This is a genomic window from [Clostridium] symbiosum ATCC 14940 (assembly GCF_000466485.1).
GTDB classification, from domain to species: Bacteria; Bacillota; Clostridia; order Lachnospirales; family Lachnospiraceae; genus Otoolea; species Otoolea symbiosa.
Genome location: NZ_KE992795.1, coordinates 2,772 through 26,504, shown reverse-complemented (window position 1 = coordinate 26,504; position 23,733 = coordinate 2,772). Strand labels below are relative to the sequence as shown.

The following is a 23,733-nucleotide window of genomic DNA, read 5'->3' as shown; positions in this document are numbered from 1 at the left end:
AGGCTGTGACCGGTACCGGTCACAGCCTCCCCTGTTTTTGAAGCTGTCTGTTTCACGGCAGCCCTGCACGGCGCAGGTTTTGCCGGGTGGTTTTTCATTAAAGGCGGTGGCCTGTGCGCGGAGCGTGCAGGTCATTGTTATTTCTCCTGTGTCACAGGGCCGTAGAAGCCGATAAGATATAAACCGCAGATTCCTACCAGAGCATAGATAACTTTGGACAGCATGGAAGCGGAACCAAAGAGATAGGAAACGAGGTTAAAGTTAAAGAACCCGATAAGCCCCCAGTTGATCGCACCGATAATAGCTATGGTGAGAGCGATTACATTTATAGTTTTCTGCATATTCTACCATCCTTTCCTGTATACGGATTTTTCCGTTTTGCTTAGTATTCTCCCGAACGAGAAAAAATATACGGACGCCGGAAAATTATCAGGACAGGAATGATTCCGACATCTGGAAGATATTGGAATCATTATGGAAAAGGGAGAGCAGATTTTTTACGGTTTATTTTGCCGCTTTCTCTGAGAAGGCGGTTGTAACAAGATCCTCATAAGGAACGCGCTCTTTCAGTTCTCCTGCTTCTTCCAGGATGTTTTCCAGAAGTTCGAAGCTTTCCTTCTCGAAAACCGTATCGTTTTTCCAAGTGTCCTGCTCCTTGTAGCGTTCTATAATCGTTGCAATCGTGGCAGTGTCGGTTTCCTTAAACTGCGGTTTTATTGTCTCTGCAATTTCCTCTGCGGAATGTGTGTTCACGTACTCAAGTCCGCGCTGGATGGCATTGGTGAATTTCTGGATTATTTCAGGATTTTTTTCCAGATAGCTCTTTTTTGCACTGTAGGCAGTATAGGGAACATATCCGGAATCAACGCCCAGAGAGGCCACTACCGTTCCGCTGCCTTCTTTTTCAAGCCCTGTGGCAAATGGTTCAAATTCCACAGTGTAATCAGCGTCGTTGCTGGTGAATGCGGCTGCGGTTAAGCCGAAATTGATGCTCTGGTCGATGGTCAGATCGGTTTTCGGGTCAATGCCGTTCTTTTTTAAGATGTATTCGAAGATCATTTCCGGCATACCGCCAGTCTGCCCTACCACGATGAACATTTTTTCCACATCACGCAGTTGCTGTCGAGAAGCCACGATTCTATAGGGATAATGGTAGATTCCTGTTTTCTCAACCAGCCCTAAGTCAAGTAAGTGCTCCATGTAAGTCACAAACTTCTTTTTGTGCATGGGATAGCCCATCTCTTTCAGGCTGTCGGCAAGGAATTTTACCGAGGTAAAGCCTGTTTCGTCCTTTTCCAGAAGCCGGATAGATTCAATCAGCATAGTCAGTTTCAGGTTTTCTTTGTCTGCCCTGAAATCATAGGCGGCAAGGTTGCCAAGGCCGTGTTTCAGGTAAATATCTACGTTGCCGTCCTTATCCACTATGATTTTCTCAACCAGAACCTCAATATCTTTTCTGCTTAGTTCTTTCTTTTCAAGAACCTCGTTCAGAATGTCCAGCGCCGTCTGTAAGCTGGGCTTGATTGTGGTGGAGGGGATATGAGGCTCCTTTGTTAAATCCTGCAACGTTTTTTCAATAGCGGAAATACGCTCCATTTTATCACTTTGAAGGGCCGTATAAGTTTCAGTGATAATCTCATTCATGGAAGGATTGGCGGTAATCTCCCTTACCTTTTGCGTTATGAGAACCTTTAGTTCTTCTTTGACTTTTTCAAGTTCGGCCTCTAAACGCTGTTTGCTGTCAGTGGGAGTGAAGGTTTCTACCTTTAGCTTTGACAAGTCAAAATTCTGGATAATATCTGCAAGACTGTCGCGGCAGAGAACCAGATATTTAACAAGAGCGTCCATCAGGGTTTCTTCTGTCACAAGGTGGGCATGTTGACAAAACTGCTTTCCCTTTTTATTGTAAGTGCCGCACACGTAATATTTCCCACGGTTAGGGCGGTTAATTGCCGTTAGTTTCCAGCCACAGTCTTTACAGTACAGACAGCCGGAAAAAAGGTTTACATGGGCTCTCTGTCCTCTATATTTGCTATGATGGCGGCTGTCCTTGACTTCATTTAACAGCTTCATGGTATCATCATCAAAAATTTTGGGGTGATGATTCGGAAAAATATATTGATTTTCTTTAGGAACTTTTTTATCTTTACCGTTTATTGTAACACGTTCCCGTTTGTGTGTTCTAAGGACACCATTGTTATAGTCGTTGAATAATGTGTCCTTTACCATTCCGTAACTCCACTGATAGGCTACCTGCTTATTATAAACAAGCCCTAACGATTCATGACGTTCTTTATCTATCATACTGGGAGTGGGAACACCACGTTCTGAAAGTATTTCAGCCGTTTTTCGTATTCCGTTGCCGTCCAGATAAATTTCCTTTTCCAGATTAAGAATAGCGGCGGCTTCTTCATCAATCAAAATCATCTGTTTATTGAGAGGGTGTCTGGTATAGCCAAATGGTGTCTGGCTGACAAGCGTTCCGCTTTCCTGCTCCATGCGCTTGATTCGCTTTACCTTCCGGCTTGTATTTTTTACATGACGTTCATTATCCCATGTTTTGATACCGATTATATCATCATCAGAGTAAAAAGAATCGTAGTTATCGTCAATCAGGATAACACGTTTTCCCATTTCCTCCATTTCTTCAAGAAAGAGTAGTACCTTTGCATTGTGTCTGCCAATTCGGGATAAGTCTTTAGCAACAATGATGTTAATGGTATCAAGACTAGCCATCATTTTTTGAAAATCGGGCCGGTTGAATGAATAACCGGAAATTCCGTCATCTTCATAAATGTGGCGGATTATCATGTTATTTTCTTCTGCATATTGTTGGATAATCTTTTTTTGGTTTTCAATAGACGAGTAGTTCCGCTTATTATCGTCTCTGGAAAGCCGAACATAGCCATCTATAATTTCAGGGGTATCTGTTAATTTTGAAATCATAATATCGTCCTCCTTATCGTTATACCTATATTGTACTATATAGGGGGAATAACACAATGTTGCGAATGATTAGTGGAAATGGTTCTTCACAACCTCCCGCAAACCTTTCTCCATGTGTTCCGCACCCTCGATAATGGTGACAACAAGATACCCCTGCTTTATCAGATGTTCTTTTTTTTCAGCAATTTCATTACTGTCAGTGTCAGCTTTTTGAAGTAAGTAACAGATTTCTTTTCCTCTTTTTATAACAATCACCTCTATGTATGCTTGCTACATCATATGCGGTTTGAGGCTTATCCTATAGATGAAATTTAAAATGGGCAAAATTAAAACTCCGGGTCAGGTTGTCCCGAAGTTAAAAAGAACTTTCATAATAATGACTGGCCGCTTCTTCAATGGTCTTAAAGTCAAATACGGTGTATAACTCGGCTACAACCTGTTTTATTTCTGGCGGCTTAAATCCGCAGTTCTCCATGGCCCAAATGACGTAGCCACGGCAGGCGTCATTACTCCATGGGTCTGCCGCCATAGCCTGAATTTCCTCAAATGTTCTACCCATTGAAAAACTCCTTCTTGAAAAACAGGGAAGCCGCACCGGAAGATTTGGCCTGTCACAAGACAGTAAGGCCGGGTGGCTCCCCATGATATGATGTTACTTATCAGATTCCCGGACGGGTGTAGGCATGTCCACCCCATAGTATCTCAACTCTCCCCATTCTGATGGCAAGGCGTTCTCATGGCCTGCGACGGCTCACGGCTTGCAAGGCCGCTTCACGCTCGGACGGTGACTAAACGCAAGTAACAAGGTCTTTGTGTTTTATCCGGCAGACCAGCCACGGCCTGCCTGCGGCATGAGCCTTTTCGCTCTCCCCATTCTCTGACAATGGAGGTCATGGCGGGCCTGTCACTGGACACATCAACCCTTCGTATCCGGGTATCTTTTTATTCAGCTTTCAAATTGCAGTCAAGGCGTATTTTTCTTCGGGCCACGTTGGCCCGAGTCTGTTTGCCTCTCATAAACCATTTCAAAAATCGCTTCTCTGTAAAGTCAATCCAAAGAATTTTTTAAATATTTTTCCATGGACTTTAAAGCGCGTTCAATGGAATAGCTTACCGCCATTTTGCTGACACCTTCGGCTTTGGCAATATCTGTCTGGCTCATGCCAAGAATGAAATGGGCATAGACACGTTTCGCCTGTTTGTCCGGCAGACTGGATATGGCGGCATGAAGCTCCTGCATGGAAATCTTGCGCTCATACAGTTCATGGGGAGAGAGGGAAACAAAAAGCGCCTCATGCTCAATGCCGTCATTCCGGTCAAGAGAGTAGTAGGCTTTATGGCGGTATGTACGCAGACGATAGGCCGCCTCTTTTCGGTCAAATTCTTTGAACAGTTCCACCACTTCGTCAGGTACGTCAATGAAATAGTCGTGGGTATAAAACGGGTAATAGTCCCGGAGATTTATAGTAGTCATAATTTCCTCCATTTCGGTGTTGGGTGAATGAGCAACCGAAATAGAGGCGGTGGAGATCGGCACCGGGGCTGTGCTTCGGGCCATGTTGGCCCGAGGTTTGTCCATAAGAACGCAAAAACGCCTGCACAGCAAAAAGCTATACAGGCGCATGAAATTGCATTATCGGTTATGGCATAAAGAATTTCATATAAGCTACCAGACTGTCCCTGCGTAGGATACGGACTTTTTTTAACAGGAAGATTTCTGTCGTAATTTGTCGGCGCTTATTTTGTGTCATGGCGGCTACCTCCATAAGCCGCCATTATTGCCAGAATTAGTCGTCATTCCTCCCCATTGAGGCATAAAGAAACGGCGGCTTTGAAAAATCAAAACCGCCGTTGCGATATACAATATAGGTATGGAAAAGTGCTACCCAGCGACGGTTTTTTTCTTTTCTGCCGCCGGGCAGATGGAATGATAATCAGTTTTTCGTTTTAATCTCGCATTCTTTCAACTAATGATTGTTTGTGGATATATCGGTTCGTAAAAAATGTAATAGCTATCTGTCCCAGAAAGATTGCAACAATTAAAAGAACCGTTGGAATAAATGGGTACTCATATTTGTTTATCATCAATATTTTCGTGTTTTTTATAAAGCGTACCAATATGTAACCTAATCCGTTGCCACATACAAGAGCTAATAATAGTGTACCAAATGTGAAAAACATTCCTTCTCGGTGTATCATTTGCCGGAGCTGTTTGTCTGATAAGCCAATAGCCTGTAAAATTCCCAATTCTTTTTTTCGGACCAAAATGCTTGTGATCATAGTATTAACAAGGCTGATATATCCAATAATACCAATCACAGCCAATAGTCCATAGATAGTAAACTGGATAGAACGAATTACATGTTCAGCTATACCCATTTCTTCATCATATGCTTTGAATGAAAAATGGGAATTATTCTGTTGCAGTGAGTTCAGTTGTGTTTTTATGCTATCAAATTTTTCTGGACGAACAGTAATGTATAATGCTGTTGTAGGATTTACATCAGTAATCAGGCTTTCCAGTATGTCATCAGCAATTAAGAACGTTTCTTCACTACTGTTTGTACTGGCTAATAAAGTACCAGTAAAAGGGATTTTCCTATTACCATCATAGAGTGTTAATTCTATCGTATCCCCAATATGAAATCCATATTCTTCAAATAAAATATCCCAAGTGAAAATAATTCCGTTAGATTGTATAAGTTGGTTATAGTCCAGAGAACCACGTTTTAATGTGCCTTTCAAAGAATCTAAATCACCTTCAGAGATTCCCTTCAACTCAACCCGCTGTTCTTCTAATTTTACATTTTCCGGTTCTGCTAATACAGTATGGTTTTCTTCTATACGTTCCACCCCATTAATAGACATTATTAGATTTTTTAAGCTATCTCCAAAAAAATTTTGTTGTTGGAGGAAATTCAGATTATTTTCCGGGTATTCCTGATCGTTCAACGCATAATTAAGGCTTATTTCAAAGTCACCTTTTGGCATAAGCATTCTTGCATAGTTTTCTGCTTTCAGATTGTTTGCGACATTGGCAGTCACCATAAATAAAATTCCAGAGAAACCAAGTGCCAATAGCGTCACTATGGTTCTGCGTTTGTTTCTCTGTAAATTTGCATAACTTAATTTTGAGATAGAGAGAGTTTTAAAAGATTTTTTCTGCTTTTTCTTCCCCTGCGGCTCTTGATATCGCATGGCTTCAACTGGTGATATTGCCGACGCCATTTTCATTGGTTTTCGGATAGAAACTAATATCGTGAGCAGAACGGCGGCTATGACTGCAAGAACTACAGCAGGATACCAAAATGTATCGACCTCACTTTCGCCTGTAAATATAATCAACGTAAACATGGCCGCTGTTATGAGGTAGCCTAACAGAATCCCTAACGGAATACCAATAATAGAAAGTGTCATGCTTTCTGTTGAAAGTAGCCGCCGTATTTGCTTCTTTGTTGCTCCAAGTGCTTTTAACTTGCCCATCTCCTGAATGTTAGATATGACGGAAACATAATAAATACTGTAAATTACCATGCCGCCAAGGATAATCACCAAAAGTCCAAATCCAACCATTACCTTCTGCGCTTCTATACTGGGATTAGTCATATAAGTAAGGTATTGGTCGTTGTAGGAAACGTCCGCTTTACTCAACCCTACATCCTCAGCTATTTCTATACACATTTCCTCGATTTCATCTTTGGCATACTCTTTTTCATTCATAATGCGGAGATAAGCATTATAGACACGTTTTTCCGGCATAACATTCTGTTCAACGAATTTTTCTGAAATATATGCGCCGTAGACAAGCCGTGTTTCATTTACATTGAGATTAGATATATCTTGCTGTTCCAAGATTCCACTAATCACAAATTCAAAATTTTGTATAGCGCCCCCTTGAATCCGTAAGGGTAGCTGTATCTCTTGCCCAATTTGCGGTGCTACTCCCAATCGCTCAAACAGAGCAGGAGGCCCGGCAATTTCGTTTGCCTCTGATGGCATATTACCTTCTTTTAATTCTGTTTGTTTAATACTTCCTTTTCTTAATACCTCATAATTTAAAAATGCGCTAAGTTTTGAAATTTCTATGGAGGCAATACTTTCCCTTGTCAAAACAGATTCTACATCAGTATGATTTTCCAATTTAAAAATCTGTTCTGGTGTAACTCCTTTCAAAATGACATGGTAATTCCCAGCATTTTGTTCGGTTTCTATCTGCTGATAGCGGATAAAGGTAAAAGCAGAACTGCCGATAGCCATTAGGAGCGTTGTCATTAAAGCAATAGCAATAGCAGTGAGAAAAGATCGTCCCTTATTGTACTTTAAACGGCTGAATGCTAAATGATAAACTGTTTTCATTCTTCCACCACCTTGCCATCTGTAATTATCAGGTTACGTTTTCCCATCTGTGCAATATCTTCATTATGCGTGATTACAATAAGTGTCTGCTCATATTTGAAAGCAGAGGTTTTTAAAAGTGTCATTACTTCATCACTGGTTTTAGAATCGAGGTTTCCTGTCGGCTCGTCTGCTAAAATGATAGCGGGTTTTGTTGCAAGCGCTCTTGCAATAGCAACACGTTGTTGCTGTCCTCCTGATAATGTATTAGGAAGATTGGTGAGTTTATCAGTCAGTCCCAGCATTTCGATAATCTCTTTCAGATAGGGCATATCTGGCTTCTTATCATCAAGACCGATAGGCAGGATTATATTCTCCCAAACATTTAACGAGGGAACCAGATTAAACGCCTGAAAGATAAAACCAATTTTTCGCCTGCGGAATGCAGATAAATCTTCTTCAGACATTTTTGTGATACATTCATTGTCAATCCAGATTTCTCCTGAAGTGGGAGAATCTAAACCTCCAATTAAATGAAGCAGTGTACTTTTGCCGGAACCGGATTTACCTACAATCGTAACAAAGTCTCCCCGTTCAATGCGGATTGAAGTATGATTCACCGCATTAAAAGTATTGATTCCAGTGACATATGTTTTTATAAGGTCTTTTGTTTCAAGAATAATATCCATCTTAATAATTCTCCTTTAATAATATGGTTTGATAGTTTCTGCCTAAATGATAATAAAGCCATTGTTCTGCCTGATAGTTTTTTTGTAGATATTGATAATGACTTAAAATACGAGCCGCAATTATTTTCTCACTGTAACGCTGGGCTGTTCTTCTGGCTCCTATTCTCATTCCTGTAAGAACATTCCGGTTTTTCATAATAAAGACTAAGTTTTTCGCCCATTCTTCTGTCGAATCAGTGGAGAGTATTCCATTTTGTCCATTTTCCACAACATCAGCAACACCGGTTGCGTTTATTGCGATAACAGGCAGATAAGCGGCCATGGCTTCTAATAGTACAATCCCCTGTGTTTCAGATTTTGAAGAAAATAGAAACAAATCACAAGCCTGATGATAGTCTGGAATCATCTGATTGGGTATTTCACCAATAAAAAATACGTTTTTATCAATTCCCAAGTTGGCAGACTGGTTTAGTAAATAGTTCTTATCCTGTCCATCACCTATGACAATTACATTGAAAATATCTCCTGACTGTTTTTTTGCTTTTGCAATACCTTGAAGCATGAAGGAAAGATTTTTTTCTTTTGCCAATCTGGAAACAGTGCAGAAAAGATACTTTTTGCCTTGTAAATAGCGCTGTCGAATCTCTGTAGCCCCAGAGTGGGCTTCAAAACTATTTTCTGGCAAGCCCGTTGGTGCGATATTTACGGGCGTATAAAAGTCATACTGTTTTAGGCGCTTTTGAATAGATTCTGTTGGCGCAAAAACCATATCGCATTTCTTAATAAAATAATTGAGATAGCGTTGTACAATTTGCTCCTGGACAAAGCCGATAATTAATTTTCCAAAGACAGAGCCCTCATTAGCCTTATTTTGCAAATATCCCAGAGGTTTTAAATAATGCAGATATTGCTCATATCTTGTGTGATAAGTAAACACGACCGGAATATGTAATTCCTTTCCCAGACGAGTTGCTACATTTCCAATCATAACAGGGTGATGAACATGAATTAAATCAATAGCCAGTGTTGAAATGATTCCCTTAACATGATGGTACATAAGACTGGGAACAGGAACCGCACCTGCAATTCTTTTTTGTGTTGTCGGAAACCGAAACGTATATTCATCATCTGGAACATTGGATTTATAATCTGGAGCAAAAATATAAACAGTATTTCCTAAAGCCCGTAAACTATCTGCAAGACGCTCAATAGAGATAGGTACTCCACCGACAAACGGTTTATAATTATTTGTCATCATAGCAATCCTCATTCCCTCACCTCCCCGCAATTAAATTCAATATAGGTTCTCCAATTATGTACCCGGCTCCGACAAACACCGTATTCCAAACAGTTACGCCGAAAAACGAAGCAATAGAATACCTTGTAAAATCCATCTTCATAATTCCGGCTGGGATAGAAATTACAGTCCTGATCATCGGAATCAGTTTGCTGAAAAAAATACCATAATAACCTTTGCGCCGGATTAACTCAAATGTGCGGTTTATGGCAGGTTCATGCTTCGGGAATTTATTCAGATACCTTTTTAAGAAGGCATTTCCACCATATGCGCCTAAAAAATATAATATCCAGCTTCCAAGTTCTCCGGCGGCAACAGAAATAGTAATTGCTGACAAGAGGCTAAGTCCTCCTTTTGCGGCATAGACACCAGCCAGCGGCATGATAATCCCGGCTGGAAATCCAGGAAGATTCAAATATTCCAACAGGACAATAACAAAGATTGCCAAACCACCATAGAGTTCAAAATAGTTAGTAATTAACGTTGTATCCATGTTTCACCTCCTTCGTACCCTTCCCTAATTTACTTTATCAAAGAATACTTACAGGAACCTTACAGGATAGCTTACCGTTGTATAACAGAAGGGATACTTCGGGCCAACCTGTCCCGAAGATAGCACAGCTTACTTATGTATAACAAAAGACCGGATTCTCCGGCCTTTTATCAATCAATTTTTAAATTGCAGAATAAAGGTGCTGCCTTTTCCCGGAGCTGATTTAACACTGATTGTTCCTCCCTGACGTTCCAGAATCATACGGGTCAAATACAGACCGACACCACTTCCTTCTATCTTTTTTATGGCTGGCTCGTTGGAACGATAAAAGCGCAGAAAAATTTTATTATACTCGCTTTCTTGTATACCGATACCCTCGTCTGTAATTTCAATGCGGGTATAAAAATGTTGTTTCTGCACGGAAATGTTAATATGGCTGTATTCGGGGCTGTATTTCACTGCATTGTCTAAGACATTGATAATCGCTTCGCTCGTCCAATGCTCATCTAATTGTAAGGAGATATTTTCAATTTCTTGCAAGGCAATTTCAATATTTTTCTTTCTGGCTTTTTCATAAATTCCATTAACCGCAGTTACAAGTAAATCATTTAGAAATACAGGCTGTACGGACAGGGAGATCATGGCAGTCTCCAAACGTGATATGTTCATCAAGCTGGAAATCAACTGCTCCAGCTTTACTAATTGTGTCTGGCTTCTTTGTAAAAATTCGGCTTTCTCATCAGTGTTCCCAGCATCAAGATACATATAAAAACATGTTTTTAACGCCGCCATCGGTGTTTTTAGTTGGTGAGATATATCTGTGACAAGTGCTTTTGTGCTTTCTTTTTCTTGAATGATTTTCGTATTTTTTGTTTTAATTTGGTGTCCTAACTGTTTTAGGCGGTCGCCTACCTGATTTATCATAAAATCAATTCGACCTTTGCGAATCGGTTCCGTACTAAATGCAAAAGAGAAATCTTCTGATAAATACTGTTCTAATATCTGCGATAATTTCAGGTTATAACCGCGGATATTAATATAAATATATAAAAGCAAGGCAAACAGAAACAGGATTGCGGTAATCAGAAAAAAGGCTGTCCAGTTTTTCCATGCAATCAGGTAAGAGGCGTAAAGTGTGTTATCCGATAGTAAATGATTCTCGTCATAGCCATATTGATTCAAAATTTTTTCTCCGGTTTCTTGCCAATGTTTTGTTGGCTTGCGAAGCCCCAAAATAAAATTTTGTTCAAGCTCTGGGTTGTTTTCAAGCACAGCCCCACAGATTTGTTGTACTGTTACCAGTTCTTGCCTGCCTGCCTCTTTTAACATATCATGTTCTATTTTGGGCAGTACAATAATTTCAGCGGCAAAAATAACAAACAAGAAAATCAGAATTAGCTTGAACAAAAGTGAAACCTCTTTTTTGACTATCATTTGGTGTCACACTCCATTTCCCAGACATATCCTAATCCGCGCACATTTTTAATATAAACAGGATTGGAGGGGTCTGTTTCGATTTTTTCCCTAAGCCGCCGGATATTAACAGCAACAGCATTTTCATCTACATAGTCTGAATTAATATCCCATAAGTGTTCAAGTAGTTGGTTGCGGGAAAGAATACGTCGTGGATTTTCAATAAAGACCGTCAATAACTTCCAATCCGTTGGTGTGATGGAGAGGGGAGTATCACCTTTTGTAACACGCTTTTCGTCTAAAAAGAAGGTGAGTTCTCCTGAATGAATTACCGTATCAAGTGACCTAGCGTTACGTTTTAATATGGCGTTGATTTTTGAGATAAGCACACTCATACTGAATGGTTTTGTTATATAATCATCAGCCCCCATTTCGTAGCCGGTTATCATATCCACCTCTGTATCTAAGGCGGTTAGGAATAGAAAAAGTACATCACTTTTTTTGCGGAGAGTGTTGCAGACGTCTAGGCCAGTTCCGTCAGGTAAGCCAATATCGCAAATGACAAGATCAATTTTATTATTGTGAAATATATATAAACCTTCGGTTACAGTGGAGGCAGAGAAAACCGTATAGCCTTCTTTTTTTAATTTTAGGCTAATTCCACGATTGAGATTTTCTTCATCTTCAATAAGTAATATGTTTTGCATAGGCAACTCCTTATGTATATTGTGTTAAACTTTATTACATTAAACCACATACATTATATATGAACATCTTTTTCATGGCAACATTATAATAATATGAAATAAAATACTACTCTGCATAAAATTCTATTACATTCCAATACTATCACCTGAAATGTACAATGACATAGGGTGATAAATTATGTACCAAGACGAGAGAAAGTTTGACTTTCATGGCTTAGGGCTGGCTCTCAAAAAGGCCCGTGAGGAACGGGGCTGGACGCAAGCCTATGTTGCGGAATTAGTTGGAAAAACTGACCGCACAATTATGAATATTGAGAACAAGGGGCAACACCCCAGTTTTAATCTGTTCTTCAAGCTCGTTACCATGTTTGATATTTCCGTAGACCAGTTTTTCTACAAGGAAAATCAGCGGAGCGGGGAAAGTTGCCGTAAGCACATTGATGTTATGCTCAATGCGATGAATGAGAAGGAGCTTGTTGTCATGGAGGCCACAGCCGAAGGGCTGAAAAAAGCAAGGGAAACGGAGGTTCAGGAGTAAGAGCCTCTGTTTTTTTGTGTCATTTTTCGGGGTGTCACTAAATGGCAAGCAATTCCTCCGTGGCCACAGATGGCACGGAGGAGGCTTGTTGGGGCCCGCCCCAAACCCGGAACTTCGGGCCATACTGGCCCGAAGTGGCTGCGTCGCTTTGCTCCTTATTTTCACCGTCTCTATCGCTCCTGTTCTTTCTTTTTATCCTGCCCGGCATAGCCCAGCAGATAATCAATGTTTGCTTTCGCCGTGTTGACTTCCTGCATATCCCGCCGTATTCTCTGATACTCCGCATAGAGCTTCCGTTTCTGCTCCGCCAGCCTCCGTCCTTCTTCTTTTAGTACGTCCATCTTCGGGAGCTTCGCCCCGTCAAGCAGACGCTTCAAGTCAGCCTGTGCCGCCCGGTAAAGCTCAATGTCCGCCTCATGCTCCGCAAGGAATTTCCGGCTGTATTTTGCCGCTTTGTATTTCTCAAAGACAGGCCGTGTGCGGGCATACTGTACCGTGGCCGCTTTCAGTTCCCGGTTGGTATTCATGGCGTTCTCTGTCCGCTTTATCTGGTCAGAGAGGACGTGGAAACAGTCTGTTGTCTCGGCGGCCTTTTTCTCCAATTCCCCGTATTCCGTCAGGCCGTTATCCTGCAAATAGGCGAGTGCGGCGGCCATCTGTTTTAAGTTGAATACTTTAGCCCAGCGCTCATATCCCGGCCCTTTCCCCTCGGCCAGCTTTGCCTGAATATCCACCAGCAGATTGACCTTGCGGGGGCTTTGGCCGGAGCGTTTTCGGCTCCCGTCTATGACAGCCAGTATGTCTTTTAAGTCATACCCTTCCCCCAGCGTGGAGGCCCGCAGACGGGTAAACCGTTCCTGCCCCTGTCCGGCCAGCCGGAAAGACAGGCCGCCGCCTCTGACCTTCTTGATTTCATAACCAGCCTGTTCCATGAGGGAGAGGAAGGCCGCCAGATCGCCGGGGCGCTTTGCCAGTGCCGTGTCGATTGCCAGCCGCAGTTTATCCTGAAAGTTAAGCGGCCTCTCCCTGTTTTGGAGCCATTCGCCGTAGTTCTTATAATCTCCTTTGCTCCGGGGCTTTGGATTCTCCACAATGGACAGCCCATTTTCCAGGCACAACCGGTCGGAGAGCCTGCGCAGGGCGAATGACGAGCCCCAGAAATTACGGAATTTCCGGGTGCAGTCGAGGGTCGTTGAATTGTAATAAATGTGACAGTGAATGTGTTTCTTGTCCGTATGGGTGGTGACGATAAAGGCATGGCGGCCTTTTGTCCAGCGCATAGCCAACTCATACCCGATACGGTTTGCCTCCTTTGGCGTAATCTCCCCGGGGAGGAAGGACTGGCGTATCTGATAGCACAGGATATCGTCCTCCTTTTTCTGCTCCCGGCCTGTGATAGCCTTATAGCTGGCCTTTGCCAAAAGGAACTCGGCGGCCACCGTAGCCAGGTCACACTCGTATGAGGAAACGTATTTTCCGTTCTCCGTCTTTTCAGGATTTTTCCCATAGTCGAGACAGTCACGGATTGCCTCGGCTATGGTTTCTCCCTCATTGGCGTGACGCTTCAAAAGAGTGGTGGTAGCCAGATGAATCCCTCCTTCCCAAACAGAACAGCGGCCCTTGCGAGCCGCCGTCATTGGCCTCGGGCCAGTGTGGCCCGAAGCAGTATCAGCTTACGAGGAACTGGCGGAGGGAACTGCCCAGCCCGTCCACCGCCTCAATCAGAAGTCCGGCAACCGCCTGCAATCCATAAGGGGAAAGCAGGAAGGCCAGAAACAGGAAGATGAACCCGCCGTGCGGAGTGGGTGTAAAGAAAAGCCCGATACCCAAAAGTGCTGTTATGACAGAAGCCACTGTCAGGAGATACGAACAGATATCAAACAGGAACATCAACATGGCCGCAAGGATTGTCAGCGCCAGCATGACGGGAACGGCAAACAGCTTTAGCAGTAATCTCATTTATAACGCCTTTTATTCTTTCTACCTATATTTTACCATGGCGGCCCCGGGACAGGAATGTTGCGAATGATTAGCGAATCCTGTCCCGGGACTTCGGGCCAGTGTGGCCCGAAGAATAGAAAAGAGAGAGCATAAGTAGCTCTCCCTAAAAATCCGTTTATTTCTGTGTATATTTCCTTTGACGTAAATTAAATGCAGGCATAGTACCTTCCAAAACATCAACGACATGACCTTTTACTATTGAATTTTCTATAGCACCAGCTTCATAGGTAATTGTATGTGTATTTTTATCCATATGGCAATATACAATTTGCTCTGCATCGCATGCTATTGCTATATTTGGATTGTGAGAAACTATAATAACTTGTCGTTTTTTCTTAGCTTCACATATACAAGGAACTAATTTACTATAAACAGACTGGTTATCTAAGTTATCCTCTGGCTGGTCAATTATTATTGGAATATTATTTTGACTTAATGCCAGATAAAAGACAAGTAAGACAATGCCCCTTTCGCCAGGAGATAATTCCTCCAAATCTCTTTCTCCCATTTTTAATTTAAAGGAAACTCCGATATAATCCAAGCAACATAACAAATTATATAATGCTTTTTTATCAGGAACTTTTTTTGTTGAATTATCTAAATCTTCATCCACTACAACCAGAACATCGTGAATAAAATCTATAACACTATCCACGTTATCAAATTCAGTCCTTCTAAGCAACTGATTCATTTTATTATATGCTTCACTTTTTCCTTTAAAAAGGCCGGCATATTTTTGATTTATTAAGGATAAAGCGGTTTCAGCAAAATCACTTTGCTCCAGTTGAATTTCTGCGGCAAATTCTATGCTTTCTTCTAATTCTCCTAACAGCTTTTTAATTTCAATTTCTACTGGCGCATATATTTCGTGATACACTGAAACAAGATTACTTTTTTGTAGATATAATTCTCTGATTTTTTCATCTCGTCTACTTTTTGTGCCTTCATAAATTGTATCTAACTCGTTTTCAATATAGTCGGCTTCATTTTGAAAATATGTTAATGTATCTTCTGTAGTTTTGGTGCCAATAATTAATTTGCGCTGTTTTTCCCACTCATCAAGATCAGATAAATATTTTTGATATTGCTTTTCTTCGCTATCCGTTGTGGATATAAGCGAACTTTTCTTTTCTTTTTCTTTTTCGAGTTTATCTAAAAGACCATCTTCTGTATCAGAACCATTAAGTGATTTTTGAAATACAATCTTATCATTACTTAATTTAAGAATATACTGTTGTATAGTTTCCTTAGGCGTAACCAACGTAATGCCGCTTTCGTCAACATCTAATGAATACTTTTTTATAAAATCTTTCAATAATAACTCTGTTTCTTTTACATTAGATTCTAATAAATCCAGTTTGGCAATAAGTTGGTTTGCTTCATCTATTACAATGTTTATTTGCGTTAAATTATTACGATACTCTTCAATTTTTGTTTCTAAACTCTCAATAGAACTATTTAAAGTTTTTAATTTATCTTGATAATCTGATTTACCTTCCTTAGGTTCGGGCTTTTTTATTTCTTGTGGTTTAGTATTCTCATGTCGTTCTAAAGTATCTTTTAATTTTTTTAGGCTGTCACTTATATGTATCCTATATTGGGTAGTTTTCTTCTCTTCAAGTTTAATCAAGGTATCATTGATATCATTAATTTCAATGTTTAATTTTTGCATGGACAAAGAAATAGCTTTTGACTTATTAAAAACTAATTCTTCTAAATTGGTTGCTGTGCCACGCTCAGTACGGTCTACGTAAGAAAAAATCACTCGATCAATTTCTCGTTGGAATTCATTACCTATATCATTACAGACTTCCTCAATATATTTTTGAGGGAGATATTGGGCATCTTCAATGGTTGTATTGTAGTTACTTTCTGATAAAGATATAGATTCAACGTGAGAATCTCCCCACTGTATAGTAGCAATGTAATCTTCTGCAAAATTCTTCGGTGGTTTACGAAAACGGGTTTCATTTAAAAACGAAGCATTTTCCATAGTATTACATTTACATAAATGGCCAATTATATCTGATAATGCACTTTTACCACTTCCCTTGTTTCCGATTATTGCTACAAGACCTGAATTTAGTGGCAATTCAAAATCAAACCAATCTATATCTACATTTTTAGGATTCTCATTTTTATGGACAGAAATTCGTTGTATATTAGACTTTCCATTTTTGTTCGCTCTATCTAATGCTGGTGGAATACTACCAATATAAACGCGTTCCGTAGGTTGATAGCGGCATTGCTTTAAACCTTCAAATGTAAGATTAGCTTTAATCCATAAGTTCTCTTTAGATGTATATTTTCTCGGGTCATGGCAATCCGAGCACATAATTAAAGGTTTTTCTTCTACTTCCTTAAATACCCATTTATAATAATCATTAATATCTGTTTTCTTACCGATTTCAAAGAAATCAATATTTTCTGCAATATCTGCCTTTATTGCCTCTTTTACTGGAAGAGCATTAGAAATTTCCTTGTCAATACCATTTGTCTTTTTTCCCGCATGAATTGTAATAAGTCCGTCATGTGATTTCGCAAAACTTACTATATCTTCAAATGTCCAATAGATTGTTTCTGGTGAACTATTTGATTTTGCATTAGTCCTTAACATAATTGCTTCAAAATCCATTGATAATGTTGATAAATCTATTTCATTAGAGAACACAATTATTAGGTGAAGATTGTCTGCGCCCTTATCTGTTCTTAGTTCTACTCCTGGAAAAAATACGATATCGGGAGCCAAAGACCTTAAATGGGAAATTCTATCAGCATCAATTTTAAAGTGATCTGTAATAGCTACAGCACTAATATTGTTATCATGCAATGTAGCACAAAGTAATTCATCAGCATCATCTCCCCGATAAGGACTATCATATGATGAAGCTGTATGAATATGTAAATCCCACTTATGCCATTCCGAGCCTCTTAAATTATTCACTTTTGTATCCTCCTGCATACGATATTTATACAAACAATCTCTGATAATTTGGTTCTCAATTTTAACGAACACGATTCTACATAATATTTGTATTTTATCATATATACGTGATTTTGACTATATCTTCGGGACATATTGGCCCGAAGCTCAAAAAAAGAAAGGGCGGCAGGCCATAACTGTCAGTCCATGGCCGCCGCCCCGTCTGTTACTTTGCCACCAGCTCGGAAAGCTCTTTCAGCACATCGGAAACCTGCCCCCACAGCGTTTCATAATCACGCTGGAGCCCTGCGATTTCCTCCGGGTATACGCCGTACATGTTGGCATGGACGGCCACCTGATTGAGATTGTTGGCGCACCGCCGCTGAAGGGAAACCAGCTCCTTTACGGGGGAGAGGTCAACATGGAGGATATAGCCGTTTAAGGCCATCTTGCGCACATAGGCCCCGGCGTTGGTGATACCGGCCTCGTCCATGCGTTCTCTTATTCTTGCCAGTTCCTCTGCCGTCACCATCACATGAAGGTGGATATCGCGCCTGCGGCCTTTCATCTGTCCTCACGTTCCCGGCTCCGTTTGCGGGAGGGTGGCTCCTTTACTTTATCCAGCGGCTTTCTGTCCGGTTCCGGGGGAGCCGGAGGGAGCGGCGTATTATTGGGAATCCCGTCAATCATGTTGCAGTTCTGCTCTGTGGAAAGCTCTGCATTTTTTAAATAATTGTCTTTTTCGTGCATGGTTCGTCCTCCTATCTGTCCTCGTGGGAGTGGCCGCCCTTTTTCGCGGGCGGTTCCCTGTTTTCCTTTTCCTGATTCGTCTCTTTGCGGAGCTGGGCGGTGATTGACCGTTTTTCTTTCCGCTCTGCCTCCAATTCCTCCATGGCCTCAATCCGTTCGGAAAGCTGTTCTGGGGAAAGGGGCTGTTTCAGGATATACGTCCCAAAATCCGGATGGAACCATGTCAACCGCCGCTTATCACCGAAATGGCGGCTGTCCTCCCATTTGCCAAGCGCCTGCGTCTGCTCCTCCATTTTCCTTCTTACGTCAGGATTCAGGCGGGAGGGTTTGAGCTCATAATCAGCCACCAGCTTTTCCGGCAGCGGCTTAGTATAAATCAGTTCTCCCCACGTCCGTATGGAATTGCCTTCCACCATCGTCCGGTTATCGTAAGGGGCAATCTCCAACAGCCCCAGCTCCTTTGATTTTGGGAAGGCATTCGCGTCAAGGGGATAGCGGGTGTAATACCGGTAATAATCCGTTCCCCTCGGCCTTTTGCCCTCCGGCAGTTGCGGAACCTTGTAAACATAGTCGTAGGCGAACAGGAACCTCTCAAATTCTTTTTCCGGCGGCAGGATACCACGGCAGGCTGTATAGCCATAATAATTGCGTTCCCCTTCCGGCATAACCGTGAAATGCCAGATTACAAAGGGGGACTGCGCCTCCGGGTTATGGGCCAGCGCGAAGCCCCGGCCATTCTCAAAGACGGCCTCCTTCTGGATTTGATACCCTTTTAAATCTTCCATGCAGATTCTCCTTTCCGACCTCGGGCCAGCATGGCCCGAAGTCTGATGATGTTACGAAATAAACAGCAAAACCGGGGACAGAGGTATCAGATTATCACGGCCCCGGTTCTGCCTCTTAGAAATCCTGCAAAATCAGGCTTTCCCGGAGGGCAAAACGTAACAGGGGCCCTCCGTTTTCCTTCTCATTTTCCGCATACGTTCCCGGCTCTTTTTGCGGTTCCCCTCGGCCTTGCAGGCTTCGGAGCAGTAGGCTTGCCGCCCCATTGGCAAAAAGAGCCTGCCGCAGACCGTGCAGGGTCGGAGCCCGGGGGCGGGCCCTTTCTCCAATAAGGTGGTTTCCAATGCCGGATTGAGGGGCAGGACGGAGCGACGGAAGTAGCGGCAGTAAGCGCCTGTCCACCATTTATTCAGCATATAGCAGGGGCAGTCCAGCGGGAGGCACAGGCCGGTTTCGCTGTCATAGTTGGCGCACATGCCCGTGACAAGCCCCCGGATTTTCTTCCTCTCGTCACGGGTCAGCTCCCGGGCCATCAGGACTTCGGGCCACGTTGGCCCGAAGCCTGCGGCTCCACAAGCAGGGCGCGGAACTTCTTCCGGCAGCGTCCTTTCTGGTTTTTGCACTCTTTAGCATAACGGCACCCGGCGCAGGGACCGGAACTGCCCCTGCCCGGACGGGGAACCTCCTTCATCATCTGTTCAAAAGGGCTGTCTGTGAAATTCATTTCCTGTCCTCCTTGTCCTCCCCGCCTGCTTCCGGTTCTTCTTCGTTCCACGGCGGGGTATCATCTTCTTCGGATTCTTCCGGTTCCTCGGCTTCTTCCTCATACTCGCAATAATCGTCCTCCAAGTCCGGGGCCTGATGTTTGGGCTTATAGATTTTGAAGTAATATCCGGCCCCGCCGCCAATCAGGACTACCGCCGCAACCAGAAGGAGGGAGAACAGGCCGTTGTCTGCCTTATCCTCTTTGGGCGCTGGCTCCGGCTGTTCTGGTTCCTCCGTGGGCGTTTCCGTTTCCGGTTCCGTTTTCGGTGCGGGTGTGGTTTCCGGCTCCACAGCCGTTCCTTCACCGTCTTTTTCCGCAAGGGGAAGGAGGTCTGTTTCCGTGACGGCGTTCAGGAAATAGACATTTTCGCTGGACTTCTGGTTATCAATCACCAGAAAGAAGATATTCTCGTCCGGGGTGGTGATGGTGTAAAATTCCTTCCCGTCCTTGTCGGTGGCCTTATCCACCACGGTTCCGGTTCCGTCCGGGGTGAAGGGATTGGGCTCCGCCGGTTCCTCCGGGGTCACGGTTTCAACTGGGATAGTTTCAGCCGATGTGGTTTCGGCCTGCGGTTCACTGCTCTGGGCGTAGGCGGGGATTGTAAAATAAGTACCGCACAGCAGGCAGGCGGCCAGCGCCGACAATCGGTGAAGGTTAGGCTTCTTCATGGGCTTCGTCCTCCTTTTCTTTTCCGTCAGCGGACTTCGGGCCAGTCTGGCCCGAAGCGGCAGGGGTGTCCTTCGGGTTGTTTAGGAAAGCCAGGAGCTCGGCAGGGGTCAGCTTCATGGAGCGCACCGCCTGCACGATCTGGCTGTTTTCCTCCTCCTGTTTCTGTTTTTCCAGTTCCCGGACTTTGGCCTGGCACTCGGCGGCCTTCTCCCGGGCTTTCTCCAAATCCTTCTCGATTTTTTCAAGTCTGTTCATGCGAATCTCCTTTCTGTTTATGACGGTCAATTTCCTGATAAACGGCCAAATGCGTAGAAATGCTGCGTCCAGTAGGACGTGCTGATACTGGCGTATTGAATTGGGTTCCCACAGTGGATCATCATATTGTTGCCTACATAAATTCCTACGTGGGAGACTGGCACGCCGCTGTCATAGGTGCCAGTAAAAAAGATGATATCGCCGGGCTTTGCGTCAGCGGGGGAGACACGGGCGCACTGGTTGTAAATGCCCTGCGCCGTGGTGCGGGGCAGGTTATGGACGCCGCTGTTGGAAAATACCCAGCAGACGAAGCCGGAGCAGTCAAAGGAGGTGGACGGGCTGGAACCGCCCCATACATAGGGATAGCCCAAGTATTTCTCCGCCTCCCCAATCAGGGCCGCGAAGGACGGGTCGGACAGGGCCTCCCCGGGTATCTGGTAGCCGGGGTCCGTCCCTGTGCCGCCTCCCGTGTAAATGCCTTCCCACAGGTGGGGCTTGTTGCCCTTTAATTCCTGCATGACGGAATAAATCTCCTTCTGCTCCATGGTAAGCCGGGTATTCACCACGGCGGGGAGAGTGCGGTTTTTTAAGGTCACATGGAGGATATAGTATTCATAAGGGACTTCCTCGCTCGTCTCGTTGCCGTCCGCGTCTGTGCTGGTTTCTGTGCGGTAGCGGATTTCCACTTCCTCGGTCAGCGTCAGCTCGTACTGTGCTTCAAAGACCTCCCCAAGTTCGCCCTGTATCCCTGACCGGGTATAGCTGTGGTATTTGGCCGACAGGTAGGAGGCAAGCTCATAGGGGTTGTGGCCGATTTCATCTACGTTGTAGCGGTATTCGTCATAGCCGCTGTGGGTGTGCTCGATATTGGCAATCTTCTGTTTCAGGTCATTTTCCAGAGCGGTATAGTCCTCGTCCGTCCCTAAAAGGTCGCTGTCAGCGGAGGCGTAGGAGGTGCCGGATATGGCGTTTGCAAGGCCGCTCCCCAGCATGGGGATAAGGGAGGAAAACGCTGACAGGATATAAAACAGCAGGAACAGTACCACGATAATCAGGATAAATACCGGGTGGCGGGCCGCCGCCTGAACCGCCCGTTTCGTAATGGTTCCGGCTGTGGCGGCTGTTTTCTTCGCCGCCCGTGCCCCCTGCTTTGCGGCCTGTCTTGCCTGTCTGGCATACTGGCGTTTCAGTTTCCATTTCTGTGCCATGCGGGAGAGCGGGTTGCTGGCAAGCTCCGGGTGTTCCTTTGCCATCTTCTGAAAATCCAGATTGGCCCGTGCCGCCAGCTCCTTTCGTTCCCATTTCGCCACCCGGCGGGCCGGGTGCTCACGGTAGCGGCGTCTGGCAAACCGGGCGAGCTTACGGGTTCCTGCCTCTGCCACAAGCTCGGATTTATGGGCTCCTTCCACGCCTACGTTCTCATGCTCAATCTCGTGTATTTTGTTGTGGGTGTAAAACCATACCTCCGCCCGCACACCCCGGACAGCCTTCTTTGCCAGTCCCGGCTGTTTGGGCGGCTTCTGTGAGGCCAGCTTTTCCCGGGCCGATTCCAGTTTCCGCCCGGCCTTATCCGCTTTTTCCTGTGCCTTCTCCGTCTTGTCCGGTTTCCTGCCGTCAGAGCGTTCCTTGCCGTCAGCCCGTTTCTCCCCATCGGCATATTTCTCACCATCAGTACGTTTCTTACCGGCCCGGTCAGGCCCGGCCTCTTTGTCATGGGGTTCCTGCCCTCCGTCTCCGTCCGCATTTTCCTCCCGCCGCATATGGTCGGAGGGGCGGGCCCGCTCCGTATCCTGCCGGAACTTCCCGGAGGGCTTCGGGCCATGCTGGCCCGAGGTGGCCCCGTCCTGCGGCGGCGTGTCCCCTTCCTCAAAACGCAGGCGGCCGGAAGGGGCGGAATCCGGCGGCGGGCTGGTTTCCTGCTTCGGGCCATGTTGGCCCGAGGTGAAGGTATCCGGCGGCGGCTGTTTTGGCCTGACTTTCTTTGGTTCCTTTCCCATAGGTCATTCCTCCTTTCCCGGAACAAAAAAAGCCAGCTCAACATTTCTGTGTGTTGAATTGGCATACATCACGGTTAAATAACGGCGGCGGGATTGGGGCGTATACGCCCGGGGCGGTTCGCATGGTGAATTTCAAATCCTTATCCTTCGGGTTTGGGAGCCCCCGGTACTCCGGGTAGGCGTTCAGGATTTTTTTTGCCTGCCTGTTCAGCGGGTAGAGATAACGGAACATGAGGCCGTTGATTTTTTCAATCCCCTTGTATTCACAGTAGCCATGGGTCAACCAGAACCGTCTTTCCACCCCGTCAAGGGCGGCGTTTTCTTCCAGTAAGAGCCTTGCGCTCCGTGGGTGGATTTTCTCCCCGGTGGCCGTACAGCGGTAGACGCTGGTGGGAAAGCTCCCGATGTACCGGAAGTTCGCGGCCTGATACACATAGCCGCATTTCCCCATAATGCCGTCCGCCAGCGTGTAGAGGAACAGGCAGTCTGTATTATTTTTCAGCCATTTTACAAGCTGGGAGAGCACCCGGCTCCCAAAACACTGGTTCCCGTTCATTTCAGGGAGAAAACACATCTTCCCGATTTCCAGATAGTCGCCGGATTGGAGCCTGTGGCGGGGGAACATCTTCCGTATGCTTTGGAGCGGCTGGGTTCCCCAGCCCAGCGCCACCACGCCCGCAAGTCGGTTTCCAGTGTAAAAGCCCAGATAGTGCTTATTCAGCCGGGGCATGATTTTGGAATAATGGTAGCGGCGGATAAAGCCGATGGCCTGCTCTTTGGGGATTTCCCGTACCGTGAGCTTCGGGCCACGTTGGCCCGAAGTGGTGTCATTCCTGTTTTGGCTCATTCTTCTTATCCTCCGGGCGGGTTGTCATGATTGCATAGAGCTCCGTATTCTGCGGGAAGTGGTCTACGAAGGGGATTGTGACGTTCCCGAAAAACAAAAGGCCCTCACCGGAATTGGTGTGGGTCACATAGGAAAGCTGGTGCGGGCTGATACCGAGCTGTTTTGCGATGATCTGCCGGTCGCCCTGTGCCTGTGCAAGCAGGACGAGGAAATCCGAGTTCTCAAAAATATTCTCAATTTCCGGGCTTGCCAGAAAATCGTAGGGTAGGGTAAAGGCGTCTTGCCGCCGTTGGCGGCAGGTTTCCTACACCCTCCCTCGGAACC

22 protein-coding genes and 3 pseudogenes are annotated in these 23,733 nt (G+C 44.6%); 1 reads left to right on the top strand and 24 read right to left on the bottom strand.

The window, feature by feature from the left end; all coding sequences use genetic code 11:
• Positions 1 to 137 precede the first annotated feature (137 nt).
• The 11 genes and pseudogenes from CLOSYM_RS00775 to CLOSYM_RS00725 form a co-directional block, all read right to left on the bottom strand.
• Positions 138 to 341, bottom strand: coding sequence for a DUF378 domain-containing protein (locus CLOSYM_RS00775; RefSeq protein WP_003500020.1), 204 nt, complete (start codon positions 339 to 341; stop codon positions 138 to 140).
• Positions 342 to 504: 163 nt separating this feature from the next.
• Positions 505 to 1,110, bottom strand: a pseudogene (locus CLOSYM_RS23945) (ABC transporter substrate-binding protein); the annotation flags it as partial.
• Positions 1,111 to 1,836: 726 nt separating this feature from the next.
• Positions 1,837 to 2,946 (bottom strand): annotated as a pseudogene (locus tag CLOSYM_RS23940) (recombinase family protein); the annotation flags it as partial.
• Between the two features lie 355 nt (positions 2,947 to 3,301).
• On the bottom strand, positions 3,302 to 3,505 hold the full coding sequence (locus tag CLOSYM_RS00760) for a hypothetical protein (protein ID WP_021639903.1): 204 nt from the start codon (positions 3,503 to 3,505) through the stop codon (positions 3,302 to 3,304).
• Between the two features lie 489 nt (positions 3,506 to 3,994).
• A complete protein-coding gene (locus tag CLOSYM_RS00755; protein WP_081338352.1) occupies positions 3,995 to 4,420 on the bottom strand; it encodes a sigma-70 family RNA polymerase sigma factor in 426 nt (141 codons plus the stop codon).
• Between the two features lie 473 nt (positions 4,421 to 4,893).
• Complete coding sequence (locus CLOSYM_RS00750; RefSeq protein WP_021640561.1) at positions 4,894 to 7,302, bottom strand: ABC transporter permease; 2,409 nt, start codon at positions 7,300 to 7,302, stop codon at positions 4,894 to 4,896.
• Positions 7,299 to 7,970, bottom strand: a complete 672-nt coding sequence (locus CLOSYM_RS00745) for an ABC transporter ATP-binding protein (RefSeq protein WP_021639908.1) — start codon at positions 7,968 to 7,970, stop codon at positions 7,299 to 7,301. Before CLOSYM_RS00745 ends, CLOSYM_RS00750 begins: the two co-directional genes overlap by 4 nt.
• A 1-nt stretch (position 7,971) precedes the next feature.
• Positions 7,972 to 9,240 (bottom strand): glycosyltransferase, encoded by a 1,269-nt coding sequence (locus CLOSYM_RS00740; protein ID WP_021639909.1) that lies wholly within the window; start codon positions 9,238 to 9,240, stop codon positions 7,972 to 7,974.
• A gap of 4 nt (positions 9,241 to 9,244) precedes the next feature.
• Positions 9,245 to 9,760 carry a DedA family protein gene (locus CLOSYM_RS00735; RefSeq protein ID WP_021639910.1) on the bottom strand — a complete coding sequence of 172 codons (516 nt, stop codon included), beginning with the start codon at positions 9,758 to 9,760 and terminating at the stop codon, positions 9,245 to 9,247.
• A gap of 174 nt (positions 9,761 to 9,934) precedes the next feature.
• Positions 9,935 to 11,194, bottom strand: a complete 1,260-nt coding sequence (locus CLOSYM_RS21910) for a sensor histidine kinase (protein WP_021639911.1) — start codon at positions 11,192 to 11,194, stop codon at positions 9,935 to 9,937.
• Positions 11,191 to 11,880, bottom strand: a complete 690-nt coding sequence (locus CLOSYM_RS00725) for a response regulator transcription factor (RefSeq protein ID WP_021639912.1) — start codon at positions 11,878 to 11,880, stop codon at positions 11,191 to 11,193. The genes CLOSYM_RS21910 and CLOSYM_RS00725 overlap by 4 nt, the downstream gene beginning before the upstream one ends.
• 178 nt (positions 11,881 to 12,058) lie before the next feature.
• On the opposite strand from CLOSYM_RS00725, the gene CLOSYM_RS00720 reads away from it, so the two are divergent.
• Positions 12,059 to 12,418 (top strand): helix-turn-helix transcriptional regulator, encoded by a 360-nt coding sequence (locus CLOSYM_RS00720; RefSeq protein ID WP_021639913.1) that lies wholly within the window; start codon positions 12,059 to 12,061, stop codon positions 12,416 to 12,418.
• A gap of 170 nt (positions 12,419 to 12,588) precedes the next feature.
• Here the strand turns inward: CLOSYM_RS00720 and CLOSYM_RS00715 are convergent, their stop codons facing one another.
• The 13 genes and pseudogenes from CLOSYM_RS00715 to CLOSYM_RS23305 all read right to left on the bottom strand — a co-directional run.
• Positions 12,589 to 14,004 carry a relaxase/mobilization nuclease domain-containing protein gene (locus CLOSYM_RS00715; protein WP_044902024.1) on the bottom strand — a complete coding sequence of 472 codons (1,416 nt, stop codon included), beginning with the start codon at positions 14,002 to 14,004 and terminating at the stop codon, positions 12,589 to 12,591.
• Between the two features lie 82 nt (positions 14,005 to 14,086).
• The gene (locus CLOSYM_RS00710; protein ID WP_009296711.1) at positions 14,087 to 14,377 is read right to left on the bottom strand and encodes a CD1845 family protein; all 291 of its coding nucleotides are present in this window, start codon (positions 14,375 to 14,377) and stop codon (positions 14,087 to 14,089) included.
• Positions 14,378 to 14,534: 157 nt separating this feature from the next.
• Positions 14,535 to 17,363: a TrlF family AAA-like ATPase gene (locus tag CLOSYM_RS00705; protein WP_009296710.1), complete on the bottom strand. Its 2,829-nt coding sequence runs from the start codon at positions 17,361 to 17,363 to the stop codon at positions 14,535 to 14,537.
• 205 nt (positions 17,364 to 17,568) lie between these two features.
• Positions 17,569 to 17,910 carry a plasmid mobilization protein gene (locus CLOSYM_RS00700; protein ID WP_009296709.1) on the bottom strand — a complete coding sequence of 114 codons (342 nt, stop codon included), beginning with the start codon at positions 17,908 to 17,910 and terminating at the stop codon, positions 17,569 to 17,571.
• On the bottom strand, positions 17,907 to 18,092 hold the full coding sequence (locus CLOSYM_RS00695; protein ID WP_009296708.1) for a DUF4316 domain-containing protein: 186 nt from the start codon (positions 18,090 to 18,092) through the stop codon (positions 17,907 to 17,909). The genes CLOSYM_RS00700 and CLOSYM_RS00695 overlap by 4 nt, the downstream gene beginning before the upstream one ends.
• 11 nt (positions 18,093 to 18,103) lie before the next feature.
• Positions 18,104 to 18,877, bottom strand: coding sequence for a defense against restriction DarA-related protein (locus tag CLOSYM_RS00690; RefSeq protein WP_009296707.1), 774 nt, complete (start codon positions 18,875 to 18,877; stop codon positions 18,104 to 18,106).
• 132 nt (positions 18,878 to 19,009) lie between these two features.
• The gene (locus CLOSYM_RS00685; protein ID WP_009296706.1) at positions 19,010 to 19,408 is read right to left on the bottom strand and encodes a cysteine-rich VLP protein; all 399 of its coding nucleotides are present in this window, start codon (positions 19,406 to 19,408) and stop codon (positions 19,010 to 19,012) included.
• Complete coding sequence (locus CLOSYM_RS00680; protein WP_009296705.1) at positions 19,408 to 19,599, bottom strand: hypothetical protein; 192 nt, start codon at positions 19,597 to 19,599, stop codon at positions 19,408 to 19,410. The genes CLOSYM_RS00685 and CLOSYM_RS00680 overlap by 1 nt, the downstream gene beginning before the upstream one ends.
• Entirely contained in the window at positions 19,596 to 20,309 is a 714-nt protein-coding gene (locus CLOSYM_RS00675) for a DUF4366 domain-containing protein (protein WP_009296704.1), read from the bottom strand. The genes CLOSYM_RS00680 and CLOSYM_RS00675 overlap by 4 nt, the downstream gene beginning before the upstream one ends.
• Entirely contained in the window at positions 20,296 to 20,565 is a 270-nt protein-coding gene (locus CLOSYM_RS00670) for a DUF4315 family protein (RefSeq protein ID WP_009296703.1), read from the bottom strand. The genes CLOSYM_RS00675 and CLOSYM_RS00670 overlap by 14 nt, the downstream gene beginning before the upstream one ends.
• Before the next feature lie 26 nt (positions 20,566 to 20,591).
• A complete protein-coding gene (locus CLOSYM_RS00665) occupies positions 20,592 to 22,562 on the bottom strand; it encodes a C40 family peptidase (RefSeq protein WP_021640557.1) in 1,971 nt (656 codons plus the stop codon).
• Positions 22,563 to 22,599: 37 nt separating this feature from the next.
• Positions 22,600 to 23,409 carry a Mom family adenine methylcarbamoylation protein gene (locus CLOSYM_RS00660; RefSeq protein ID WP_009296700.1) on the bottom strand — a complete coding sequence of 270 codons (810 nt, stop codon included), beginning with the start codon at positions 23,407 to 23,409 and terminating at the stop codon, positions 22,600 to 22,602.
• Positions 23,390 to 23,668, bottom strand: a pseudogene (locus CLOSYM_RS23305) (VirB4-like conjugal transfer ATPase, CD1110 family); the annotation flags it as partial. The gene CLOSYM_RS00660 and the pseudogene CLOSYM_RS23305, both read right to left, overlap by 20 nt.
• Positions 23,669 to 23,733 lie beyond the last annotated feature (65 nt).